Origin of the sequence: Williamsia limnetica, assembly GCF_003217475.1 — a bacterium.
Classification (GTDB): Bacteria; Actinomycetota; Actinomycetes; order Mycobacteriales; family Mycobacteriaceae; genus Williamsia; species Williamsia limnetica.
This window is the reverse complement of record NZ_QJSP01000029.1, coordinates 1-23,437: the sequence shown is the minus strand read 5'-3', so window position 1 is coordinate 23,437 and position 23,437 is coordinate 1. Positions and strand designations below refer to the sequence as shown.

Here is a 23,437-nt window from a genome sequence, read left to right as displayed (position 1 = left end):
CGTAAACTGTCAGGATCGGTGGAGGGTTCGGCCGTTGTTAGAACGCTCCGGCGAATCGCACTATTGAGCACATGGAACCGCACCGCTTCTCTCCTGACACTGACGGCGTCGTCCCACTAACCATCCTCGATAGAAACGGTGTGGTTTGCTCGGAGTCAAATCTAATGCCGGAGGATGCAATCCTCGCGGCACTTGAATGGATGATTCTCGCACGCACATTCGACGACAAGGCGAAAAGCCTACAGCGCCAAGGGCGATTTGGGACCTTCTCGTCGGTCCGCGGACAGGAGGCCTCGATAGTCGGAGCGGCGTGTGCTCTCGACCCGATGCGGGATTGGGTCGTGCCGCAGTATCGAGAGCTGCCAGCGCTGTTGATGCAGGGCCTGCCGCTCGAGAGCTTCTCTCTGTACTTCATGGGGCACCCGGCAGGTGGTGTTATCCCGCCGGGCGTCAACGTCCTTCCAATCCAGATCTCTTTAGCTGCCCAGCTGCCGCAGGCGGTGGGTCTTGCCTGGGGTCTGCGGCACCAAGGAGCCGATGGCGTCGTCGCCGCCTTCTTTGGTGACGGGGCATCCTCGGAGGGCGACTTTCACGAATCTCTCAATCTCGCGGGAGTGCGTAAGGCCCCGGTGATTTTTTTTCTGCAGAACAACGGCTGGGCTATATCGACTCCACGGCGCGCCCAATCTGCAGCACGCACGCTGGCTGAACGTGCTCCTGGATACGGAGTTGAAGGGATCATCGTCGACGGTAATGACCTGTTCGCAGTAAACGCCGCGATGCAGGAGGCAGTCCATCGCGCCAGGGCCGGAGAAGGCCCCACTCTCATCGAGTCGGTGACCTGGCGAGCAGGTGCGCACAATACGGCGGACGACCCGACGCGTTACGTAACTGACGACGACGAGGCTCCATGGGCGGGCACGGATCCAATACATCGCGTCAAGAAATACTTGGAGGCCAAGGGTATCTGGACCAAGGACGAGGCCCAACGTATCGAGGCCGCCTGCACATCAGAGGTAGACCGGGCGATCGCGGTGGCCCGCCAGACACCCGCTGCTAGTTCCGACGCCCTATTCGACCACGTCTATTCATCACCGCCAGCACGTGTGGTAGATCAACGGGCGCGCTGGGCCGCCATGTACAAGGACAACTGACTATGACAACGAAGACGATGATTGAAAGCATCCGCGAATGCCTACATGAAGAAATGGCCCACGATGAGTCGATCGTTCTCATCGGTCAGGACGTAGGTGCGCTTGGCGGAGTGTTTCGCGCAACCGAGGGTCTTCTTGAAAAGTTCGGCCCCGATCGAGTGATCGACATGCCTTTGGCCGAAGGGGTGATTATCGGATCGGGGGTTGGTTTGGCATTGAGCGGTCTACGCCCAGTCATCGAAATCCAATTCCTTGGATTCGCCCATCAGGCGTTCCACCAGATCGGGCAGCAAGTTGCCCGATTGCGCTACCGCTCTCAAGGCCGCTTCGCCGTCCCCCTTGTTATTCGCGCTCCCTTCGGCGGCGGGGTCCGGACACCGGAGCTCCACTCCGATGCTTTCGAAGCGTTGTACACCCACACTCCCGGCCTTAAAGTCATCGCCCCGGCAACCGCCAACGACGCCAAGGGCCTTTTAACGCAAGCCATTCAGGATGACGATCCAGTCCTCTTCCTCGAACCGCTCAAGGGCTACCGCTTGCAGAAGGACGATGTCCCAGATGGCCGGTTCACCACGCCTCTGGGCAGCGCCCGGATCGCTAGGGTCGGCGACGATGTCACTATCGTTGCATGGTCTGCAGCCGTAGGCCTCGCTGAACGGGCCGCAGCGGAACTGCAGAGCCAGGGAATCAGTGTCCAGGTTATCGACTTGCGTTCACTGGTCCCTCTCGACACAGAAACATTGGCATCCGCAATCAACCGAACCGGCCGGGTAGTGGTCTTGCAAGAGGCACCGTTGACCGGTGGCTTCGGCGCCGAGGTGGTTTCGACTATCCAAAATGAATGTTTTTACAGCTTGGAAGCGCCGATCCTGCGAATTGGCGCACCCGACACCCCCTACCCGCTCGCCGGCATTGAAGACATGTATATCCCTGATGTCGCTCGCGTTGTTCACGAGATAACGCTTCTAATGGAGGTCAGCGCATGACAGCGCCCCACGAGTTCCGTATGCCGGACGTCGGCGAAGGCATAGCTGAAGCCGAGATCATCGAATGGCTGGCCTCGGTGGGTGATTCAGTGCAGGAGGATCAACCTATCGTCGTGGTAGAGACCGATAAGTCGCAGGTAGAGATCCCGTCACCCTTCACCGGCGTCGTTGCTGAACTACGCGGGTCTGTCGGCGACGTGGTGGCAGTCGGTGAGGTCATCGTGACGGTGACTGGTGAGGCAGCGCGCGGTGGCCAGCCGGACTCGCGCAAGGCCACACCCCCCGCCGATCCCGCCTCGGCGCTGGCATCCGCGTCTACCTCACCGTCGACCGCGCCCACGGTACCGTCGATGCCCGCAGCGTCCCCTCGCCCGCTCGCAAGTCCTAGCACTAGGCGGCTCGCTGTCCAGATGGGCGTTGACCTTACTCAGGTCACCGGCACCGGCCGGTTTGGCCGGATCGAAGCGTCCGACGTCACCGGGCTTGTCAGTACCTCCATACCCACCGACACCGCCTCTGCGGAAAATGTTTCAAATGCCAGCGTGCCCCTTCCTCGGCGCACCACCACCGACAAGGACACTGCCGTTCCTCTACGCGGACTCCGTCGACAGATTGCGAAGTCGATGACAGAGTCATTGACGATCCCGCACGTCACCGAGTTCCGCGAAATCGACGCCAGTGCCGTTCGTGCCGCACGGGCGGCACTCAAACCACGTTTCGAAGCCGACGGCATCCGGCTATCGGTGCTGCCGTTCTTGGTCTTGGCGACCGTTCGAGCGCTGCAGCGACATCCATCGTTCAACGCAACCTTCGACCCTGTTCGCGGTGAAATCACCCAGTACGGTGGCGTGCACGTTGGCATCGCCACCTCAACCGACGATGGTCTGATCGTCCCTGTCCTTCGCGACGCCGATCAACTCGGCATCCGTCAGATCGCGCTCGAAATCGAACGAGTCGCCGAACTCGCCCGCACTCGCAAAGCAAAACCCAGCGAACTCGGCGGCGCCGGCTTCACCATCAGTAACTTCGGGTCGTTCGGCACGTGGCTGGGCACCCCGGTCATCCGGCACCCGGAAGTTGGTATCGCGGGATTTGGCAGGATCGCCGAACGCGTCATACCTGTCGACGGCATTCCCGCGGTACGGCCCGTGTTGCCAATCGTCGTTGCGGCTGACCATCGCATCAACGACGGCGCAGACCTAGGTTCGTTCGTCACTGAGATCGCTCGGTCGCTCGAGCAACCATTTCTGCTGCTCGACTAAGCATCACCCACACTTACTGCAAGGAGAGACATCATGGTTGTCGGAGAGATGCCTGATGGCGTCGACCTACTCGTCGTGGGCGGCGGCCCAGGCGGATATGTTGCGGCCCTAACCGCCGCCCAGCTGGGTCGTCGAGTGGTTCTCGTCGACGTTGCCGGCCCGGCTGGGTTGGGCGGGGTCTGCGTCAACGTCGGATGCATACCTTCCAAGGCACTCATCGAACTCGCAAGCACAGTGCACGACCGGACCTCATGGGCCGCTCGTGGGGTGCCCAGTCCTTCCACCGACATAGACATGAATGCCTTCCAGACGTGGAAGGGCGGAGTTGTCACGAGCCTCAATAGTGGGGTGAAGTCGCTCCTTAAGGCGGCGAACGTCGAGATCCGCACCGGGTACTTTCGGTTTACCCGCCCAGATCAGGGGGTAGTTGAGCGTGGCGACGGGCCGCCGACGCACATTCAATTTAAGTCGTGCATCCTTGCCACCGGTTCAAGGCCGACCTACCTCGACGTTCTGCCGCATGACGGCCACAGGATCCTCGATTCCACCGATGTTCTGGATCTGGACCACCTTCCCCAAAGCGCCGCAATCATTGGTGGCGGCTACATCGGGGTCGAGTTAGGCACTGCCCTGGCTAAACTTGGCGTGGCAGTGTCTATCATCGAAACAGCACCCACACTGCTGCCCACTGTCGATGCATCCGTAGGAAACCTGGTCACCAAACGACTACGCGCACTAGGCGTCTCAGTGCTTACTGAAGCGACTGTTACCGGCGATGATGGGTCAATGCTCCATTTCACTACCACACACGGCCCCGACTCTTTACGCGTCGAGACCGTGATTGTCGCGGTCGGCAGAGTTCCCAATACAGAGGACATCGGCCTTGACGCTCTACGGGTCACCCCCAATAAGAGCGGACTACTCGACGTTGGCCCAGACCGCCTGATCACCCGACAAGTAGCAGCGATCGGCGACATTACCCCGGGCCCAGCCTTAGCGCACAAGGCCACGGCGGAAGCTCACGTCGCAGCCGAAGTACTCAGTGGACATTCTTCCATCTTCGATCCCACAACCTTATCGACAGTTATATTTAGCGATCCTGAAGTAGCAACCACAGGATTAAGTGCCGCTGAAGCAACCGACCGGGGATACAACGTTGATACTGCCACATTTCCCTTGTCGGCCTCTGGCCGTGCGCGCACGCTGAACGACAGCATTGGAATGACGCAATGGATCGTGGACAAGTCTGTTGGAGTCGTACTCGGAGCTCAGATCGTGGGCGCCCACGCAACTGAACTGATCGGGGAGGCCGCGTTAGCAATTGAGATGGGTTCGCACCTCGAAGATATCGCCGGAACTATCCACCCGCACCCAACCATGAGCGAGTCTCTTCCGGAGGCCGCCCTAGTCGGACTCTCCCGACCCATCCATATACCGCAACGGCAGTAGATAGCCAGGCCACGCTTCAGCCCAAACTGCGGATGTTCGGTCGCGGAAAACTGTTGACAACAAGCTAAAATATTGGCACGCAAACGTAAATGCAACGGGTTGCATACCAGTAAATGCTCCCGTGCTGATCGAGGAAGTATTAAACGATGACTGATGAGAAGAATGGTTCCGCCGACCCTAAGGTTGTGTTAATTACCGGGGGCGCAAAAGGAATTGGCCTCGCGACCGCACAAGCCTTCACAGACATGGGTTGGAATGTAGTCATTTGTGGGCGCGATCGTGTAGCACTTCAAAGCGCAGCCGAGTCCTTGCGACGACGTACGTCTAACGCGAGCGTCATTGCGATGGAGATGGACGTTACTGACTCTCAGTCGATCGACAACATATTTCAACAGGTGCGAAATAGACTCGGCCCCGTGTCCGTACTGGTCAACAACGCCGGAATCATCGCGCGCGGGCCAGCGAAGGACCTCAGTGAGGACGAGTGGAGACGAGTGCTCGAAACCGACCTGACTGGTGTTTTTCTCTGTTCGAAGGCTGCATTTTCGCACATGTCGAATTTGGGCGGAGGGTCGATTATAAATGTCGGATCCATCGCTGGATTCGTGGGCCTCGCTGGCCGTCTTGCGTACACGACCGCAAAGGCGGGACTGTCGGGATTTACGCGAACCCTCGCGCTTGAGTGGGCCAAAGACGGTATCCGCGTCAACACAGTTGCCCCTGGGTGGACTCGAACTGAGATGGTCGTGAAGGGGCTGCAAGCCGGCCTACTGGACGAGAATGTGCTAGTGGAGAGAATTCCACAGAAGAGACTTGCCGACCCTAGTGAAATCGCATCGGCCGTGCGTTTTTTTGCGTCGCCAGAGTCAAGCTACGTGACAGGTCAGACCCTTATTGTGGATGGCGGATTTACCATCAATGGACATTGATCCGAACGAGCGCAGTCGTTCACCATATGAACGTCCGGCAGTTTGGGGTTTAATTCCGGGTTCGCGGTTGTCTTCGAAAGGAACTCAACTCAGTGACCGAGATCAACAGCGCCGCTTTAACAATTATGTTGGTTCAACATGGGGTGTCCCAGTCAAAGACGCGTAACGTCGAAATCATCCGGAAGTACGCTGCTGAGGCTGCCGCTCAAGGAGCAGACTTGGTTGTTTTTCCTGAGGGAATGATGGTGGCCGCAGTAGGGAATCCAGATCTCGCCGCCGATTCGGAATCGCTCAACGGTCAGTTCACCACTGCAGTCCGCGAGGCAGCATCGGCGAATGGCATCGCGATAGTTGCTGGGATGTTTGAGTCGAGCGGCGATGGGCGGGTATACAACACCCTGATTGCATCCGAAGCTGGCGGCAGCCTTGTTGCCGTATACCGCAAGATCCACTTGTACGACGCGTTCGCCTACCGCGAATCTGACACTGTTATGCCCGGAGACGTAGAACTGGTGACCTTCACTTGCTCAGGCATGACGGTCGGTCTTATGACGTGCTACGACCTCCGGTTTCCCGAGCTCGCAAGGGCCCTAGTGCTAGAACAGTCGGCCCATGTGCTTGTGGTACCAGCAGCGTGGGCCAATGGGCCACTTAAAGAAGATCACTGGACCGTGCTAAGCCGCGCTCGTGCTCTCGAGAACACGGTCTATTTAGCCGTGTGCGACGAAGCCGGTGCGCACACGTGCGGGTTGAGCATGGTGATCGATCCCGCGGGAGTTGTCACAGCCAACGCAGGCGAAATCGAAGGTTCGATTAAAGCAACAATGACCGGTCTACGTATCGAGCAAACACGTTCGATGAACCCTTCCCTGCGCAATGTCCGAATGCGGAGGACGCCCTCTGTCGGGTAAGTCTTCTTCAGACAGCGACAGCCGTCAGATACACGTCCGGAAATCCAGGTCGGGACGTATCCGCTCTCGTCGGCCCACGCTGTCAGCATGCACACGAGACTAGCCAGCGAGCGTGACGCACACACAGGCCAACGCTTAGGCGCAGCTGGCCGAACCACTCGAGAATCAGCTGAGTCACCAGACAAGCTGTGACAGCCGTCCGATAAACGAACGTTATGTCATCTCAGTTCGACGAGGAGGTCGCCGCCTTCGACGCTGGTAACCGAGTTGATGGCAATACGTGTGACGGTGCCACCGGCCGGTGCGGTGATCGCGGCTTCCATCTTCATCGCTTCGATGGACCCGATCGCGGCGCCGGCAGCCAGGGTCTCGCCCGGTTCGACGACGATCGTGACCACGCCCCCGAACGGTGCGGCGATGTGCTTGGGATTGCCCGAGACTGCTTTCTCGGCCACCGTGTCGGTGACATCGAGCGACCGGTCACGCACCAGCACCGGACGCAACTGCCCGTTGAGGATGCACATCACCGTCCGCATTCCACGCTTGTCCGGTTCGCTGATCGCCTCCAACCCGATCAACAACTCCACGCCGGGTTCGAGTTCGACGCGATGCTCATCGCCGTACCGCAGGCCGTAGAAGAACTGGTTGGCCGACAACCTCGAGGTGTCGCCGTAGGCCTTCTGGTGCTCCTCATAGTCCTTCGTCGGGCCGGGGAACAACAGACGGTTCAACGCAGCCCGCCGAGTGTTCTCCTGCGCGGACTCCAACTGCGCGGTGTCCTCATCAGTGAGCGCGACAACAGGTTTGGGCTCAGCCCTTCCTTCCAAGGCGCGGGTGCGCAGAGGTTCGGGCCAACCGCCGGCCGGATCCCCCAACTCCCCGCGCAGGAACCCGATCACCGAATCAGGGATGTCGTACGCGGTCGGATCGGTGGCGAACTCGTCGGCCGAGATGTCCCGGCCGACCAACGTCAACGCCAAGTCCCCGACCACCTTCGACGACGGGGTGACCTTGATCAACCGGCCCAGCATCCGGTCGGCGTCGGCGTACGCGCCTTCGACGTCCTCGAACCGGTCCCCCAACCCCAAACCGATGGCTTGCTGGCGCAGGTTCGACAGCTGCCCGCCCGGGATCTCGTGGGTGTACACCCGCCCCGTCGGTGCGGGAAGTCCGGACTCGAACGGCAGATACACCTTGCGCAGCGCCTCCCAATAGGGCTCGAGATCGCACACCGCCGCCAGATCCAGACCCGTGTCGTAGTCGGTGTGCGCGGTCGCGGCGACGATCGCCGACAACGCCGGCTGCGATGTGGTCCCCGCCATCGCCGCCGAGGCGCCGTCGACAGCATCCGCGCCGGCCTGCCACGCCGCCAGATACGTCGCCAACTGGCCGCCGGGGGTGTCATGGGTGTGGACATGCACCGGCAGATCAAACCGACTCCGCAGCGCCGACACCAGGATCGACGCCGCCTGCGGCCGCAGCAAGCCGGCCATGTCCTTGATCGCCAGAATATGCGCGCCCGCCTCCACGATCTGATCAGCCAGGCGCAAGTAATAGTCCAGCGTGTAGAGATCCTCCCCGGGATTGGACAAATCCCCCGTGTACGACAGGGCGACTTCGGCGATGGTCGAGCCGGTCTCGCGGACCGCGTCAATCGCCGGCCGCATCTGATCAACATTGTTCAGGGCGTCGAAGATCCGGAAAATATCGATCCCCGTCGCTGCCGCTTCCTTCACGAACGCGGTCGTCACCGATTCGGGATACGGCGTGTAGCCGACGGTATTACGCCCACGGAGCAGCATCTGCAGGTTGATGTTCGGCATCGCCTCACGCAGCTCGGCGAGGCGTTCCCACGGATCCTCTTTCAGGAACCGCAGCGCCACGTCGTAGGTCGCGCCGCCCCAGCACTCCACCGACAACAACTGCGGCGTCAGGGCGGCCACATACGGAGCCACCGCCACCAGACCCGATGTACGAACGCGGGTCGCCAGCAGCGACTGATGAGCATCACGGAACGTGGTGTCGGTGACCCCGAGCGCTGTTGATGCGCGCAGATCCGCAGCAAACCCGGTAGGGCCGAGCGTGAGCAAACGTTGCCGCGAACCATCGGGCGGCGACGACACGTCGATATCGGGAAGCTTGTCGCGGGGATACACCGTCGCCGGGCGCTCACCATGCGGCTTGTTCACCGTGACATCAGCGAGGTAGTTGAGGATTCTGGTGCCGCGGTCGGCCGAGACCCGTGAGGTCAGCAACTGCGGGCGCTCTTCGATGAACGACGTCGTCACCCGCCCGGCGCGGAAGTCCGGATCATCCAAGACCGCCTGCAGGAACGGGATATTCGTGGCCACACCCCGGATCCGGAACTCGGCCACCGCCCGCCGCGCGCGCGCCACCGCGGTCTCGAAATTACGCCCCCGGCAGGTGAGTTTGACGAGCATCGAATCAAAATGCGCTGACACTTCCGCACCCAACGTGGCCCCGCCATCCAGGCGCACCCCGGCACCACCGGGGGTGCGGTAGGCGGTGATCCGACCCGTATCCGGGCGGAACCCGTTCGTCGGGTCCTCCGTCGTGATCCGGCACTGCAACGCCGCACCCCGAATCTGCACCCTGTCCTGCGAGAGCCCCAGATCCGGCAAGCTCTCACCGGAGGCAATGCGCATCTGCGACTGCACCAAATCCACATCGGTGATCTCTTCGGTGACGGTGTGCTCGACCTGGATCCGCGGGTTCATCTCGATGAACACATGATTGCCCTGCCGGTCGACAAGGAACTCGACCGTCCCCGCGCACGTGTAACCGATCTTGGTTGCGAACGCGACCGCATCAGCGCAGATCTTCTCCCGCAACCCCGGCGGCAGATTCGGGGCCGGAGCCAACTCGATGACCTTCTGATGCCGACGCTGCACCGAACAATCCCGCTCGAACAGATGCATCACGTTGCCGTGTTGATCGGCCAGGATCTGCACCTCGATATGCCGCGGCTCGATCACCGCCTGCTCCAAGAACACCGACGGATCACCGAACGCCGAATCCGCCTCCCGCGCCGCGGCCTCGATCGCCTCCCGCAAACCCTCGATGGTCTCCACCCGCCGCATCCCACGGCCACCACCACCAGCGATCGCCTTGACGAACACCGGGAACGTCATCGCCTGCGCCGCAGCCATCAACGCATCCACATCGGCCGACGCCTCGCTCGAGGCCAACACCGGCAGACCCGCCGCCTTCGCCGCAGCGATCGCCCGCGCCTTGTTACCCGTCAACTCCAAAATCTCCGCCGACGGACCCACAAAGACGATCCCCGCCTCCGCGCACGCCGCCGCCAGATCAGGGTTCTCCGACAAAAAGCCGTACCCCGGATAGATCGCGTCCGCGCCCGCACGCTCAGCGGCGGCGATGATCTCAGGCACCGACAGATATTTCCGCACCGGATGACCCGGCTCCCCGATCTGATATGCCTCATCAGCCTTCAACCGATGAACAGAATTACGGTCCTCATACGGAAACACCGCCACCGTCCCCGCACCCAACTCATACGCGGCACGAAACGCCCGCACCGCTATCTCACCACGATTGGCCACCAACACCTTGCGAAACATCACTATCCTTCGTTGTGGGTACAGTCCTGGCCCGCGCGGTGAGCGGGGGCCTGACGATTGATCGAGTTCGAGTTGAGGTGGACACGGACGCATCACCGAAGCTGCCCACCGCCACGGCCCATGGGCCGGATGGATAGTGCGTGCACGTATCCAACTCGGCCGACGGTACGTCGGCCGTGTCCTCGATCTGCTTAGCGCTACTCGTAGCGCCATTGCTCAGTGTTGTTGTGCAGAGAGGTCCAGAGCGATGTCGGTGATGAGGTCTTCCTGGCCGCCGACGAGTCCGCGTTCGCCAACAGCGAGAAGTATTGCTCGAGTGTCGAGTCCGAATTGTTGGGCTGCGGCTTCGGCGTGGCGCAGGAAGCTTGAGTACACCCCCGCGTAACCGAGGGTCAGGGTTTCGCGGTCGACCTGCACTGGCCGGTCTTGCAGGGGCCGGACGATGTCGTCGGCGGCGTCTTGTAGACCGAAGAGGTCACAGCCGTGTTTCCAGCCTTCGATGTCTGCGACCGCGATGAATGGTTCGATGGGGCAGTTGCCGGCGCCGGCGCCGTGTCCGGCGAGGGAGGCGTCGACGCGGAGGGCGCCTTCTTCTACTGCAGCAATCGAGTTGGCCACCGATAGCGATAGATTTTGGTGGGCGTGGATACCGATCTGGGTGTCGGCGTCGAGGACGTCGCGGTAGGCGCGGACGCGGTGGCGTACGCCGTTCATGGTGAGTCGGCCGCCGGAGTCGGTCACGTAGACACAGTGTGCACCATAGGATTCCATCAGTTTGGCTTGTTGGGCGAGTTGTTCTGGTTCGGCCAGGTGCGACATCATCAAGAATCCGGACACGTCCATGCCGAGTTCGCGGGCCTTGGTGATGTGTTGGGCCGAGACGTCTGCTTCGGTGCAGTGGGTAGCCACTCTCACCGATGTGACGCCGAGGGAGAAGGCGTGTTCGAGTTCGGTGACGGTGCCCACTCCTGGCAGGAGCAGCGATGTGAGCTTGGCGCGGTGCACTACCGCGGCAGCGGCTTCGATCCACTCCCAGTCGGTGTTGCTTCCTGGGCCGTAGGTCAGGCTGTGTCCGGCCAGGCCGTCGCCGTGGGTGACTTCGATGGCGTCGACACCTGCGGCGTCGAGGGCGCCGGCGATCCGGGCGACGTTGTCGGGGGTGATGCGGTGCCGGGTGGCGTGCATGCCATCGCGCAGGGTGACGTCTTGAATGTAGAGGGCGGCACCGTTGACCGCCGACGCTCGTGTTGCTGTGGTCATCGGGTCATCTCCACGGGGGTGTCGGTGGCGTCTTGGGCGATGTGTTCGGCGACCTGGAGGGCGGCCGAGGTCATGATGTCGAGGTTGCCGGCGTAGGCCGGTAGGTAGTGGGCGGCGCCCTCGACTTCGAGGAACACTGACACTTTCCACAGATTGGGGCCGACGTCGACGCCGCCGGTCAGGGTGGTCACCGACTCGGCGTCATCGAGGGCGGTGAACTGCACCTGCTGTTTGAGGCGATAGCCGGGGACGTACGCCGAGACCTTGGCGACCATGTCCAAAATTGATTGCTCGATGGAGTCCCGGTCGGGATCGGTCACCAGCGCCAGGACAGTGTCACGCATGATCAACGGCGGCTCAGCCGGGTTGAGCACGATGATGGCCTTGCCTCGGGCGGCGCCACCGACCTGTTCGATGGCCTCGGAGGTGGTTTCGGTGAACTCGTCGATGTTGGCGCGGGTCCCTGGGCCCGCCGACTTCGAGGCGATGGACGCGACGATTTCGGCGTAGTGCACGGTGGTGATCGCCGAGATCGCGGCCACGATAGGGATGGTGGCCTGTCCCCCGCAGGTCACCATGTTCACATCGGGGGCATCGAGGTGCGTCTGGAGGTTGACCGCGGGCACCACGTACGGTCCGATAGCGGCCGGTGTCAGGTCGATGAGGCGTTTGTCGTAGGGCGCTAATGCTTCTGCGTTGGCGACGTGGGCTTTAGCCGAGGTGGAGTCGAAGATGATGTCGATGTCATCGAAGTCGGGGTGCTCGATGAGGCCGTGTACGCCGGTGTCGACGGTGCTGATCCCGATGCGGCGGGCGCGGGCAAGGCCGTCGGAGGCTGGGTCGATGCCGACCAGCACGGCAATCTCGACGTTCTTGGCGACCCGTTTGAGTTTGATGACCAGGTCGGTGCCGATGTTGCCCGAGCCGATGATGGCAGCTTTGATTGTCATGGTTCGCTTTCGGGGGTGGTGGTTTAGGCGCTGAATACGGCGGTGACGCTGCCGAGGCCGGACATGGTGGCGGTGTAGGTGGCCCCGGGGATGACCGGCACCATCGGGCCCAGTGCTCCGGAGAGGACGACGTCGCCAGCGCGCAGGCCTGTTCCGTAGGCGAGTGCGGTGTTGGCGAGCCACACCAGGGCGTGCCATGGGCTGCCGAGGCAGTCTGCGCCTTTGCCCTTCGACACTTCGGTGTCGTTCTCGGTCATGCTCATCTCGATGGCGGCAAGGTCGGGGGCGTCAGCTCGGTCGATGCGGTCGCCGAGTACGTACAGGCCGGAGGAGGCGTTGTCTGCGACGGTGTCAGCTAAACTGATGTCCCAGTTCACGATCCGGCTGTCAACGATCTCGAATGACGCATAGACATCGGCCACGTAGCCGGGAGCGTCGTCGACCGTGATGGGTGCCGTGATGTCGCGCGAAAGGGTGAACGCGACTTCGGCTTCGATCCTAGGTTGCAGCAGCCGTCCGGAGTCGACTTCGGCGTCGCCGGTGCAGTCCATATCGTCCAGCAGCACCCCGAAATCGGGCTGGTCGACACCGAGTTGCTGTTGTACTGAAGGCGATGTCAACCCGATCTTGCGGCCCACGACCCGCTGCCCCGAGGCGACCAGCCCCTCGATGTTGAGTGACTGAATACGGTAGGCCGCATCGATGTCGTCGCGTCCGATCAGATCGCGCACCGGAGCACACGGGGTTTTCGTCACGGTCGCCGTCGCCAACCGGTCCGCTGCGTCAGTGATTACGTGGAGTTCTACCGATGTCATGGCGGTGACGCTATACACCTGATGTCCGCCTGCCTAGGATTTGTCTCATGCCACGGGACGGAAAGATGTCGCAACTGGAGAAGTCGGCGTTATTACTCGCCTCGTTTCCCGGCGGTACACCACTGACCCTGGCGCAGGCCTGCACGCGCACCGGCCTACCTCGCTCGACCACCCATCGCCTGCTGGTGGAACTGTCTGCTCTGGGGTGGATCACCAGGACCGGCAACCGGTTTGAACTGGGTATGACGTTGTTCGAGCTCGGTGAGCGGGTCTCGGTCAAACACCGCCTGCGGTCTGCGGCGATGCCGTTCATGCAGGATCTGTTCGCCGTTACTGAACAAACCGTCCATCTCGCGGTCCGCGACAACTACGACGTGGTTTACATCGAAAAACTGCACGGCCACAGCGCGCTGTCGTTGCCCTCGCACATCGGTGGCCGACTTCCACTGACATGCACTGCAGTGGGAAAGGCGTTGTTGGCGTACGAAACTGCGGCCGTGCGCACCGACGTACTGTCCCGGCCTATGCGTCGCTACACCACCAACTCGATCACCACCGAGACGCAACTCGCACGTGAACTCGATGAGGCCCGTGCGCGCGGAGTTGCGATCGAGCGCGAAGAAGCCGCCATCGGGGGCTGCTGCCTGGCGGCGGCGGTCCTAAGGGGCGGGGAACCTGTGGCGGCTTTGTCGGTGTCGGTGCCCGCCGAGCAGTTCCGGCCTGAGCTTCTCGCGCCGGCAGTCCGGACCGCTGCCTTGGCGCTGGGCCGGGTGCTGTCGCGGCCCTCGACAACAACCACCCCTGGGCACCTTGAGAAGCATCCGCCGCATCTCCTTTGAGCCGGTGGGCCGCACGACGTCGCGCACGCTGGGGGCGAGCTGCCGCCCAGATGCCAGCCCGACGTTCCTTGCGGGCACCCCGATGATGACTTGCGACGTACTTCTTCGGCCGGGCTAGCGATTTGCCCGGTTACGGATGCATCGGCAGTTCTGGGCACAATCGCTTGTTAGAGCAACGCTCTGGCGATATTGGTGATGTCGCGGTGAGTTTCTTCGGGGTTGTAGAGGAAAAAGCTCAGTCCGTCGAGTCCTGAGTCCATCATCAACTGCGCGTTGTCGCGGATCTCTTCTCGACTTCCGTACAGGCACCAGAAGTCCAGCAACTCCTTGCTCATGTACCGGCCGTGGCGAGGGTCGTAGCCTTTTGCGTAGTTTTTCCACTGGTCCAGGTGATCGGCGGCCCCGACAATGCTTGGCGCACCGACAAGTGCTGAGGCGGCGTTGATCGACATGTCGACGAGGTCGGCGCCGATCTCCTCTCGATGGAGTTTGAGGAAACCCATGTCGGTAATCGTCGAGCCCATGGGGGCTGTCGTCCCGAAACCCTTCGTCAGGGCATCTTCCCATGTTTCACCCACGGCGGTCTCATAGAACCAGGTGAGGCCAATGAGCTTGACACTACCGGCGGGCCGGCCGGCCTCTTCGACGAGACGATCCAGCTCTCGCCTGACCATCCCGATCATATTGGGGTTCGGCCCCACGCAGTACACCAGAGCATCTGCGTACATGGCCGCATTTTTCAACCCTTTAGGTCCACCGGCGGCTATGTACATGGGCATGTGCTGCGAAATCCGCAGGGTGCCGTCTGTGACAGCGAGGAGCTCGACTGCTTTCTGCTCGTTGCGCCAGTCGTGGATCTCTCGCTCTCCGTGAACCATCGCTTTAATGATGCGGACCGCGTCGGCGAGTTCTGCCGGCGATGCCGACTTGCGTCCCATGGAGTGCATTGCATTGTTGGCAGTACCCATGCCGCAGAAGACCCGCTCCGGAGCGAGAGAGCTCAAGGTGGCCAAGGAGTTGGCGGTCGACGGCGGGATTCGAGTGAGCGGGTCCATCACGTAGGGACCGAGTTTTAGCGTCGTGGTGACCGTGGCCGCCAGAGCCATGTATTGAAACGGATCGCTAGTGATCAACGGGCCTTGACCCACTCCGAGATGGGAGATGCCGCAATCTTCGGCAACTTTCGCCATGTCAATGTCTGTGATCTTGGCAGTTGAGCCAACGATGATGTCCATAGTTTTTCTTTCCGTAAAGGTGGGGTTACCGGTGTGAACGTGTCATTGAGATCGGTCAAAAATTGGGACTACAGCGTCGTTGCTACTCCCATGCCGGTGATCCATGGGGGTACTGCTTCGTAGTCGGTCCATGTCACTGGTTGGCCCCAGGCCCCCAGTGCAGCCATCCAGTTGCGTACTTCCTGCCCCCCATTGCCCGCGGCATCTTCGATAGCAGTGGTGCTGAGCTCACATATCTCGGCGATGCCGCCGGTCGTGTGCAGCAATTCCAGAAAGCGGCGATCCCACGACTCGTTGACCCGCGCATCGGTGGACCGGCCCAGGGCCAGGACCGCTGCGGTTCGCTGCGGTTCCATTTCGGCGACATGGTTTCGGCCATTAATCAGGTAGTCGCGCATCTGATTGCCACGCTCAAGTGAATCCGGCGAGGCCGCCGGCGGCCAATGTGACAACCCGCCACTGCCGACCACCAAGACATTTCCCGGTGTGTGGGAGGCGCGGATCGCGGCGCCGACTGCTCTGCCGAAGTCCCAGGCGCGGCGCGGCTGGTTGAGCGGGGGGGCTCCGCAATTGACGAGAACAGGCACGCACGGAGGACCTCCCTCGGGGTAGAGCATGTCGTACGCCTGGGCGATTCCGTGATCAACATGGAGATTGAGACTCAGAGCTGGGTCAAAGCCAGCGCCCAACACACCCTGATGGATGTCTCGGGCGAGCGCGGTCGCCACCGGCAACTGCCCGGCCAACGACCCGTAATCGCCCCACGCTTGGACAGACTCGGCACCAATGGTGAACGGGGCCAGACAGTCGTAAAACGCGCCCCGGAAGTGGTCCGGACCGAACAGAACTACCGCATCAACATCGGCGCCGCGGACACGACGCCGCAGCTCGGCGAGGGTGTCGACGAAGTGATAACCCGGATCACCCTCGGCTGTCGGCGGGGTGAGTTGAAGAAACGGCGAGTGGGACAACGCGGCGAAGCCGACTACGTCAGCCAATTTGGGAAACCTCACATCAGTAGCGTGTACGCAGTTCTGCAGTGAACTGCATCACAAGCATGCTCAGAGTTGGGGTACCGTGCAGGGGTGCGATCCGGTGAGCGGAACAAAACCCCGAAGTCAGTCACAGAGCGAACAGATCTGATCTTCAGTGCGTTCGAGGGAGACGGCCGTCCTCTGACCTTCTCCGACATCGCCCGTCGAACGGGTCTGCCCAAAACCACTGTGTACCGCACCGTGATCCAACTAGCTGACCTTGACTGGCTCCGTCGAACAGATCGGGGTTTTACCCTCAGCGACCGCATATTTCGGCTGGTCAGCGCCGTTCCAGCTAGGATCGAACTGCGCGAGGCCGCACTCCCGTTCATGCAAGACCTCTTCGAGGCCACCCACGAAACCGTGCATCTAGCCGTCCGCAACGGTGCGCACGCGCTGTACGTAGAAAAAATTGTGGGCCGACGACAGGTCACAGCGCTGACGAAAGTCGGTGGACTCATGCCTTTGCACTGCACGGCGGTCGGCAAAGTACTGCTTGCCAACGCCGACGCGGAGACACAGGCGACGGTGCTGGCTGCCAACCTCGTGAGCCACACGTCGGCGACGATTCATACAGCATCGGCGATGAGGGCTGAACTGCAAAAGATCCGGGATGCGGGGACAGCTTATGACCGCGAGGAAGCCGCTCGGGGGCTGGTCTGCGTAGCTTGTCCTATCACCTCACCAGAGGGGGCAGTCATCGGTGCAATCTCGGTAGCCGGCGGTGTACAACGTTTCAGGCCAGATCAAGTGAGTACCGCAGTTCGAACCGCTGCATTCGGCATCAACCGCTCGCTTACTATGCGGGCTCTTCGTGCTGACTCGACCGCGTCCGAGAACTAACCCCAACCCCGCCCCTGCGGCGCATCCTGCCTCGAGCCGCACTAGCGAACGCCCAAACATTCGGTTCGGTCACTCCGACGGCGCCAGCCGTCGCCGTGTATGCCCTACAACTGACCGCCGGACGCTGCCCACTGACGTTCGGCACGGACCGATGGTCCGAAGAGCGGATCACCCTGGACCTATTGTGTGAACGATCACCCACACTGACTGAGCGGCGCGAGGCAACCGACTTCCACGCCGAAGTACGCGACACGAAACCATATCGTGCCACTGACCAGGTCTTTGACGTAAGGAACGTTTTGCACTCTTTAGCTCACACTGCGATCGTGATCGTCCATATGCAGCGCGACATAGTCGAGCCCGAGGGCGCCTTCGGTGCGTTCTTTGCACAACAAGCCACCGAACGTGACATCGTGCCAGCGATTAAGCAACTCGCGGCGGACGGCCGCACGGCAGGGGCAACGATCGTCTATTTGCGCATCGCGTGGCAACCCGGTTACCCCGACCTAGTCGCCAACTCGCCGCTGTTGAATATGGTCAAGGACATGGGTTGTCTGATCGACGGCACCGCAGGCGCAGACATTGTGTCGGACCTATCGCCTCACACGGCAGACCTCGTCATCACCCACACACGGCCCGGTGGGTTCACCGCCAGCACACTCGACACAGTGCTCCGCAGCAGAGGTATCACCACCCTCGCGTTTGCAGGCGTGGCAACCAACGCCTCCGTCGAGGGCACCGCACGCCAAGCCTCGGACCTTGGATACCACACCCTCGTCGTCGAGGATGCTTGTAGCGCAGCAGACCCGTCCGCTCACACGTCCTCCGTTGAATCGCTTCGCCTTCTGACCGACATTGTCCAAGCACACGATCTGACCAACGGACTATCCGACGAGGTGCACGCATGACAACTCATCCCCCCGTGTGGGTGGCCCTCGGCGCTATACCCCACGTTGTTGAATACCGGCAGATCGGCAGCTGGACCACCCGAATCTTTCGCGCCGGGTCAGGCGACCCATTGGTACTCCTTTCAGGGACTGGTGGTCATCTCGAGGCCTACAGCCACAACATCGCCGCCCTCGCCGAGCACTACGCGGTCGTCGCTTACGACTTCCCCGGACACGGTTACACCACACACGCCGACAAAGATCTAGAACTGGCCGACTACGTCGAGCACCTTCATGATCTTCTGGACACGCTGGATCTACCGTGGGCTCATCTGAGCGGCGAATCGCTCGGCGGATGGGTCGCTCAGAAATTTGCTGCGGCGCATCCTGACCGAGTCGGCAAATTGGTGTTGAACACTCCCGGGGGGACCATGGCCAATCCCGAGGTTATGGACAGAATCCGTAGCCTGTCTCAGGCCGCGGCCGACGATCCCTCCCCAGAAAGGATCCGCTCGAGGCTCGAGTGGTTGATGGCAGAACCCTCTACGGTCACCGACGAATTGGTCGCTATCCGGCAAACAATCTATGCCCGCCCGGGTTTCGCTCAATCCATGCGCCACATCCTGTGTCTTCAGGATCCCAACATCCGCCAGCGCAATCTGATGACCCCCGAAGAGTTCGCTCGCATTCCCAACGGCGCCCTCGTGATCTGGACGTCCGACGATCCCTCCGGACCAGCGGGCGAAGGCATGCACATGGCTGAACAAATCACCAACGGCCGATTCAGACTGATCACGGGTGCCGGTCACTGGCCCCAGTGGGAACAAAGCCAAGAATTCAACGCAGCAGTCCTGGCGTTCCTTGCCGAATAAGACCAGACACGTAGGTAAGAAGTGACCTGGCAGTCGACAATTGACGGCTAGTTCGTGGATTTCAGGCATGACGGGTTCATAGCCGTAGACACAAAGACGCACGAGGCCCGGCGGTGACGGCATTTGTGCCGTCACCGCCGGGCGTAGTCTAGAAGGCGTGCCGACGGCGCGGAATTTACTTCGTCGCCTAGGGCACCGACAGCCGGTTTTCTGAGGGTGCGAGGGAGTCGTAGCCGTCGGACTTCAAGATGGTGTGCAGGTTGCGGCGCCGGACGCCCATGTTTCCGCCGTCGTAGACGGAAGCACAGGACGTCTTGCATGATGCCGGCGATGGGTGTCAGGTTCGAGTAGGCGTCCACACCGACTAGCCTCATCGCGTCGTAGACGACTTGCACTGATGTTTCGGACGCGAAAATTTTTGTGGCGTTGGCGAGTTCGCGGTCTTTGCCGCCTGTCTTGTCGAAGTGGTCAGCGGCCTTCCACGCCAAGTAGCGCACGGCCTCGATGCGGGTTTTGATGTCGGCCAGCATGTATCCGACGTTCTGGTATTCGATTACCGGCACTGGGCCCGAGCGCTTGTCGTTCATGGCGAACTCGTAGGCGTAGTCGAAGGCGGCCCGCATGCGGCCTACGCATGCGGCGCCGATCGACGAGCACGTCCAGGAAAAGGCACGGTTCACGATCTCGATGCCGTCACCTGGTGTGCCGATAATATTTGCGGCCGGCACTCGAACGTCGGTGAACTCCACGCGCGGTGAGTTACTCGCGAGGTGACCGATGGTGTCGATCATCCCGGTGATCTCGACACCGGGCGTGCCCTTTCGACCACAATGATTGCTAACGACTCCTGGGGAGGTAGATCAGGGTCAGTGCGGCAGACGACACTGATCAGGTCAGCACCCTCCCCGCCCCACCCGGACGCATTGGTGGTGTAGTGCTTGGCGCCGTTGATCACCCACTCGTCACCGTCTCGCCGGGCAAATGTCTGGACGCCGACCTTCGGGTCAGGCGAATCGAAGTTGGCGCCGCCGGTGACCTCGGTGTAGGCGATCGCGGCCAGGCGTGGTTGCCCATCACAGAACATCGGCAGCCAACGCTGCTTTTGTTCCTGAGTCCCATAGTGAATGATGGGGTGAAGTCCCAGGCCTGTGCCCAGAAGCGCTGAAGGAACATTGATGTCGACTCGGGCGAGCTCCTCCGCCGCGAGGGCGAAGTTCAGATTGTTGATGTACTCACCGCCGTACTCGTTGGGAATGAGGCCTTTGAGTAACCCAGCATCGACGAGTTCTTGGAAGATTGGTTTCAACGCGTAGAACCGGTCCTCGGGTCGGCCGTAGGGCGCGATTGCCGCTGCCACTTTGGTGAGAACAGTGTTTGCGATGCCGCGTGCCATCGCCCGCACCGCGAACTGGTCGTCGTCGAGTTGGAAGCTCAGGGTCATAGTTGTGGTACTCCGAAATCTAGAAGTGCTTACCGGTGAGCGCCGTTGCCCACACTCAGTCAACCTTCGAGAACTGCGCCACGGATTGGACGAATGTGCAGCACCGCTAGAACGAACCTGCACATCGCGGCGCCTGCGGCCGTCTCCGTAGCAGAGATCACAAGGCCGCGGCAGCCGCGTCCTGCGCCTTGGCCCGAAAGTCGGAGGGCCGACAACCCATGTGTGCCCGGAACACTCGATTGAGATGGGACAGGTCGCAAAACCCCCACTTCGAGGCCACAGACGTCAGAGATACTGCACCAGAACCATTTTCCAGATCTCGTGCACACGCCTCGACGCGAAGTCGCATCACGGTCTGGGCAAAACTCAGATCGTGACCTTCATACAGGGCGTGCAGTTTTCGCGGCGACATCGCGAATCGGCGTGCGACCACCCCCACCGATAGGTCGCCGTGTTGCAGATGTGCGGCGAGGTAGCGATTGACGCTCGCTCGAACCAATGCTTGAGCATCGTGATCGGGCGCACCGGCGAGCACGCCAGCAGAATCGATGCACGACGACAACAGTGTCATAAAGGCGGTGTTGGTGGATGCAGCGGCGGACTGCTCCAAGCTCATCGCGCCGCTCCAGATCGCAGTCATGGTTGCCGCCGTGATGGCCGCGCAGGCGCCGCCCGGCACCCGGGTTGTATGCGTTGTCGCGGTGAACGTGTCGGGTTGTTCGATGAGATGCACGAGTTCGCTTCGACGCACACGAAAGGACAGCGCCCGCCAGCTCTCCGGGTAGTCGAGCGTGAAGGGTCGAGTGGCGTCGAACAGCGCGAACTCGCCCCGGCCGATGACGCAGTCCCGACCGTCCTGGCTTCCGACGCAGGAACCCTCAAGCATCAGATTCACGAAGACAGCGTCCACCGACGTGCGGCTGACCTCGCGGGCACCATGGATATTTTGTTGCGCGAGGGATGCGATCTCCGTCAATTGCGTGGAAGCCAAGGGCACACTGCGCACCCAATCAGCGAACCCCGCGGCTACTCCCGCCGGCGGAGCAGTCAACCGCCGCCGCGGAGTCAGGGGTGTGTACGCCTCACAGATCACGCTTCGCCAGTAGTCGAACCGCTCGGCTGCTGGCAAATCGTCCAGTGCCCAGAACCGTTCCTGACCTCCAAGCGGCTCGGCGTCCGCAACACGCAGCATTGGTACACCATCGCTCCCAAATGTCGTCGGCGGATCACCCCGGCGTTACAAACATGACCTAAGACACTCACACTCGCCTCCGCAGTGCAGTGAGATGACCCGCACCGCGATCTGCAACCAACCGCCCGCAGGGAGCCTTTCAAACTCCGCGTTTCGGCCCGACAGGGGCCTGATGCTCCCTTTGGGTGTGCGGCGGCGTTTAGCCATTCGCGATAGTGATGGGCGGATTCGTCGTTGGGCGCTAACCGAGTTCGAGTTCGCCGACGCGTGATGGTCAGCCGCCCAGATGCCGCGCGGCAGCGGTCAGGGTGAGATTCTTCGCGCGTCGCGTCGGCCGCACGGCGCACTCGCCGGTCAGGGGCATGAAGGGTTTGCCGGGCGACGGCGCGTTTGAGGGCGCGAAAGACGGCGTCGATGGTCCACCCTTCTGTCCTATGGCACGGCGACCCAGACCTACCGCGTGATCGGGTCGCTGTTCGCGGCGATCATCGGTTCGGTGTCGTTCTGGGGCTCGCTGATCGCGTTCCTAAAGCTGCAGGAGTTGCTGAACAAGAACGTCGAGAAGGCATTCGTGAAGAACGCCAAGATCTTCCAGGTCGCCAACATCGTCCTGCTGATCATCGCGCTCGCGGCGTGCGTGTTCATCGGTGTCAACGCCACCCCGGGCGAGGGGTCGTCGCAGTGGTGGATCGTGCTGGTGCTCGTCGCCGCCGCGATCATGGGTCTGTTCGTGGTGCTGCCGATCGGCGCCGCCGACATGCCGGTGGTCATCTCGCTGCTGAACGCGTTGACCGGTTTGTCAGCTGCGGCTGCGGGTTTGGCGCTGGGCAACACCGCGATGATCGTGGCGGGCATGATCGTCGGCGCCTCGGGTTCGATCTTGACGAACCTGATGGCCACGGCGATGAACCGGTCCATCCCGGCCATCGTGTTCGGGTCGTTCGGTGGCGGCGGTGGGGCTGCTGCGGCCGGTCCGGCCGGCGAGCAGGGCACCGTCAAGGCCACCTCTGCAGCGGATGCGGCGATCCAAATGGCGTACGCCTCCCAGGTCATCGTCGTCCCCGGATACGGCTTGGCGGTGGCGCAGGCTCAGCATGCGGTCAAAGACATGGCGAGCATTCTGGAGGAGAAGGGCGTCGAGGTGAAGTACGCCATTCACCCCGTTGCCGGCCGGATGCCCGGACACATGAATGTGCTGCTGGCCGAGGCCGATGTCGAGTACGACGCGATGAAGGAGATGGACGACATCAACGGGGAGTTCTCCCGCACCGATGTCACCCTGGTCATCGGCGCCAACGACGTCACCAACCCCGCCGCCCGCAACGATCCCAGCAGCCCGATCCATGGGATGCCGATCTTGAACGTCGACCAATCCCGCTCGGTCATCGTCCTCAAACGCGGTATGGCCTCGGGCTACGCCGGCATCGACAACCCACTGTTCACCGCACCGGGCACCTCGATGCTCTTCGGCGACGCCAAGAAATCCGTCGGCCTGGTCATCGAAGAACTCAATGCCCTCTAAACAGGCAAGACTCTGGGGTGACTTGACTTATTCCGACAACCGCTCATTTCGGGCAAATGCTTTCACTCGCACGCGATTGAAGCTTCAGCATTAACTAACAGGAGAATATTGTGAAAGTTGGGGACTATCTCGTTAACGGTGTTTCGGCCGTTTTCCATTAGTAGGTTTCTGATCCGGGCCAACGATCCGCGAACGTGATCGCGAAGGCATTGAGAGCGGGTTTCCACCGTGTGATCCATCGTGCCTGACCTTTG

General features: G+C 61.5%; 20 protein-coding genes. 11 read left to right on the top strand and 9 right to left on the bottom strand.

All coding sequences use genetic code 11. The features are described from left to right. Positions 1–71 precede the first annotated feature (71 nt). The 6 genes from DFR67_RS28895 to DFR67_RS28870 all read left to right on the top strand — a co-directional run bounded on the left by DFR67_RS28895 (position 72) and on the right by DFR67_RS28870 (position 6,691). Positions 72–1,154 (top strand): thiamine pyrophosphate-dependent dehydrogenase E1 component subunit alpha, encoded by a 1,083-nt coding sequence (locus DFR67_RS28895; protein WP_211325196.1) that lies wholly within the window; start codon positions 72–74, stop codon positions 1,152–1,154. Positions 1,155–1,156: 2 nt separating this feature from the next. Beyond that, positions 1,157–2,140 (top strand): alpha-ketoacid dehydrogenase subunit beta, encoded by a 984-nt coding sequence (locus tag DFR67_RS28890; RefSeq protein WP_110472907.1) that lies wholly within the window; start codon positions 1,157–1,159, stop codon positions 2,138–2,140. Beyond that, entirely contained in the window at positions 2,137–3,402 is a 1,266-nt protein-coding gene (locus DFR67_RS28885) for a dihydrolipoamide acetyltransferase family protein (RefSeq protein ID WP_110472906.1), read from the top strand. Before DFR67_RS28890 ends, DFR67_RS28885 begins: the two co-directional genes overlap by 4 nt. Before the next feature lie 33 nt (positions 3,403–3,435). Continuing rightward, positions 3,436–4,851 carry a dihydrolipoyl dehydrogenase gene (gene lpdA, locus DFR67_RS28880; RefSeq protein WP_110472905.1) on the top strand — a complete coding sequence of 472 codons (1,416 nt, stop codon included), beginning with the start codon at positions 3,436–3,438 and terminating at the stop codon, positions 4,849–4,851. A gap of 146 nt (positions 4,852–4,997) precedes the next feature. Then, positions 4,998–5,780, top strand: coding sequence for an SDR family NAD(P)-dependent oxidoreductase (locus tag DFR67_RS28875; protein WP_110472904.1), 783 nt, complete (start codon positions 4,998–5,000; stop codon positions 5,778–5,780). A 92-nt stretch (positions 5,781–5,872) separates the two neighbouring features. Further along, positions 5,873–6,691, top strand: coding sequence for a carbon-nitrogen hydrolase family protein (locus DFR67_RS28870; RefSeq protein WP_211325195.1), 819 nt, complete (start codon positions 5,873–5,875; stop codon positions 6,689–6,691). Between the two features lie 218 nt (positions 6,692–6,909). Here DFR67_RS28870 and DFR67_RS28865 read toward each other — a convergent pair whose 3' ends face one another. The 4 genes from DFR67_RS28865 to DFR67_RS28850 form a co-directional block, all read right to left on the bottom strand. Continuing rightward, the gene (locus DFR67_RS28865; RefSeq protein WP_110472903.1) at positions 6,910–10,293 is read right to left on the bottom strand and encodes a pyruvate carboxylase; all 3,384 of its coding nucleotides are present in this window, start codon (positions 10,291–10,293) and stop codon (positions 6,910–6,912) included. Positions 10,294–10,509: 216 nt separating this feature from the next. Further along, complete coding sequence (dmpG, locus tag DFR67_RS28860) at positions 10,510–11,553, bottom strand: 4-hydroxy-2-oxovalerate aldolase (protein WP_110472902.1); 1,044 nt, start codon at positions 11,551–11,553, stop codon at positions 10,510–10,512. Next, positions 11,550–12,503 carry an acetaldehyde dehydrogenase (acetylating) gene (locus DFR67_RS28855; protein ID WP_110472901.1) on the bottom strand — a complete coding sequence of 318 codons (954 nt, stop codon included), beginning with the start codon at positions 12,501–12,503 and terminating at the stop codon, positions 11,550–11,552. The genes dmpG and DFR67_RS28855 overlap by 4 nt, the downstream gene beginning before the upstream one ends. Before the next feature lie 23 nt (positions 12,504–12,526). Beyond that, positions 12,527–13,318: a 2-keto-4-pentenoate hydratase gene (locus DFR67_RS28850; protein ID WP_110472900.1), complete on the bottom strand. Its 792-nt coding sequence runs from the start codon at positions 13,316–13,318 to the stop codon at positions 12,527–12,529. Positions 13,319–13,365: 47 nt separating this feature from the next. Between DFR67_RS28850 and DFR67_RS28845 the strand changes: the two genes are divergently transcribed. Next, complete coding sequence (locus DFR67_RS28845; protein ID WP_110472899.1) at positions 13,366–14,157, top strand: IclR family transcriptional regulator; 792 nt, start codon at positions 13,366–13,368, stop codon at positions 14,155–14,157. Between the two features lie 167 nt (positions 14,158–14,324). Here the strand turns inward: DFR67_RS28845 and DFR67_RS28840 are convergent, their stop codons facing one another. Together DFR67_RS28840 and DFR67_RS28835 are read right to left on the bottom strand one after the other, a co-directional pair. Then, a complete protein-coding gene (locus DFR67_RS28840) occupies positions 14,325–15,392 on the bottom strand; it encodes an LLM class flavin-dependent oxidoreductase (RefSeq protein ID WP_110472898.1) in 1,068 nt (355 codons plus the stop codon). Positions 15,393–15,460: 68 nt separating this feature from the next. Further along, positions 15,461–16,390, bottom strand: coding sequence for a DODA-type extradiol aromatic ring-opening family dioxygenase (locus DFR67_RS28835; RefSeq protein ID WP_158540066.1), 930 nt, complete (start codon positions 16,388–16,390; stop codon positions 15,461–15,463). A gap of 87 nt (positions 16,391–16,477) precedes the next feature. Here DFR67_RS28835 and DFR67_RS28830 point away from each other — a divergent pair, with 87 nt between their 5' ends. From DFR67_RS28830 to DFR67_RS28820, 3 genes are all read left to right on the top strand, one after another. After that, complete coding sequence (locus DFR67_RS28830) at positions 16,478–17,269, top strand: IclR family transcriptional regulator (protein ID WP_158540065.1); 792 nt, start codon at positions 16,478–16,480, stop codon at positions 17,267–17,269. A gap of 326 nt (positions 17,270–17,595) precedes the next feature. Continuing rightward, positions 17,596–18,177: a cysteine hydrolase family protein gene (locus DFR67_RS28825; RefSeq protein WP_245938229.1), complete on the top strand. Its 582-nt coding sequence runs from the start codon at positions 17,596–17,598 to the stop codon at positions 18,175–18,177. Next, positions 18,174–19,028 (top strand): alpha/beta fold hydrolase, encoded by an 855-nt coding sequence (locus tag DFR67_RS28820; RefSeq protein ID WP_110472895.1) that lies wholly within the window; start codon positions 18,174–18,176, stop codon positions 19,026–19,028. The genes DFR67_RS28825 and DFR67_RS28820 overlap by 4 nt, the downstream gene beginning before the upstream one ends. A gap of 131 nt (positions 19,029–19,159) precedes the next feature. On the opposite strand, the gene DFR67_RS31305 is transcribed toward DFR67_RS28820, so the two are convergent. From DFR67_RS31305 to DFR67_RS28810, 3 genes are all read right to left on the bottom strand, one after another. Beyond that, the gene (locus DFR67_RS31305) at positions 19,160–19,777 is read right to left on the bottom strand and encodes an acyl-CoA dehydrogenase family protein (protein WP_245938228.1); all 618 of its coding nucleotides are present in this window, start codon (positions 19,775–19,777) and stop codon (positions 19,160–19,162) included. Between the two features lie 38 nt (positions 19,778–19,815). Next, positions 19,816–20,469 (bottom strand): acyl-CoA dehydrogenase family protein, encoded by a 654-nt coding sequence (locus DFR67_RS31300; protein WP_245938227.1) that lies wholly within the window; start codon positions 20,467–20,469, stop codon positions 19,816–19,818. A gap of 157 nt (positions 20,470–20,626) precedes the next feature. Beyond that, on the bottom strand, positions 20,627–21,661 hold the full coding sequence (locus DFR67_RS28810; protein WP_110472894.1) for a helix-turn-helix domain-containing protein: 1,035 nt from the start codon (positions 21,659–21,661) through the stop codon (positions 20,627–20,629). Positions 21,662–22,088: 427 nt separating this feature from the next. Between DFR67_RS28810 and DFR67_RS28805 the strand changes: the two genes are divergently transcribed. Beyond that, positions 22,089–23,183, top strand: coding sequence for an NAD(P)(+) transhydrogenase (Re/Si-specific) subunit beta (locus tag DFR67_RS28805; protein ID WP_425451359.1), 1,095 nt, complete (start codon positions 22,089–22,091; stop codon positions 23,181–23,183). Positions 23,184–23,437: the final 254 nt, after the last annotated feature.

Excerpts from the sequence above, each read along its gene's own strand:
- DFR67_RS28895 (WP_211325196.1), top strand. The coding sequence starts at position 72 with ATGGAACCGCACCGCTTCTCTCCTGACACTGACGGCGTCGTCCCACTA.
- DFR67_RS28890 (WP_110472907.1), top strand. The coding sequence starts at position 1,157 with ATGACAACGAAGACGATGATTGAAAGCATCCGCGAATGCCTACATGAA.
- DFR67_RS28885 (WP_110472906.1), top strand. The coding sequence starts at position 2,137 with ATGACAGCGCCCCACGAGTTCCGTATGCCGGACGTCGGCGAAGGCATA.
- lpdA (WP_110472905.1), top strand. The coding sequence starts at position 3,436 with ATGGTTGTCGGAGAGATGCCTGATGGCGTCGACCTACTCGTCGTGGGC.
- DFR67_RS28875 (WP_110472904.1), top strand. The coding sequence starts at position 4,998 with ATGACTGATGAGAAGAATGGTTCCGCCGACCCTAAGGTTGTGTTAATT.
- DFR67_RS28865 (WP_110472903.1), bottom strand. The coding sequence starts at position 10,293 with ATGTTTCGCAAGGTGTTGGTGGCCAATCGTGGTGAGATAGCGGTGCGG.
- dmpG (WP_110472902.1), bottom strand. The coding sequence starts at position 11,553 with ATGACCACAGCAACACGAGCGTCGGCGGTCAACGGTGCCGCCCTCTAC.
- DFR67_RS28855 (WP_110472901.1), bottom strand. The coding sequence starts at position 12,503 with ATGACAATCAAAGCTGCCATCATCGGCTCGGGCAACATCGGCACCGAC.
- DFR67_RS28850 (WP_110472900.1), bottom strand. The coding sequence starts at position 13,318 with ATGACATCGGTAGAACTCCACGTAATCACTGACGCAGCGGACCGGTTG.
- DFR67_RS28845 (WP_110472899.1), top strand. The coding sequence starts at position 13,366 with ATGCCACGGGACGGAAAGATGTCGCAACTGGAGAAGTCGGCGTTATTA.
- DFR67_RS28840 (WP_110472898.1), bottom strand. The coding sequence starts at position 15,392 with ATGGACATCATCGTTGGCTCAACTGCCAAGATCACAGACATTGACATG.
- DFR67_RS28820 (WP_110472895.1), top strand. The coding sequence starts at position 18,174 with ATGACAACTCATCCCCCCGTGTGGGTGGCCCTCGGCGCTATACCCCAC.
- DFR67_RS31300 (WP_245938227.1), bottom strand. The coding sequence starts at position 20,469 with ATGACCCTGAGCTTCCAACTCGACGACGACCAGTTCGCGGTGCGGGCG.
- DFR67_RS28810 (WP_110472894.1), bottom strand. The coding sequence starts at position 21,661 with ATGCTGCGTGTTGCGGACGCCGAGCCGCTTGGAGGTCAGGAACGGTTC.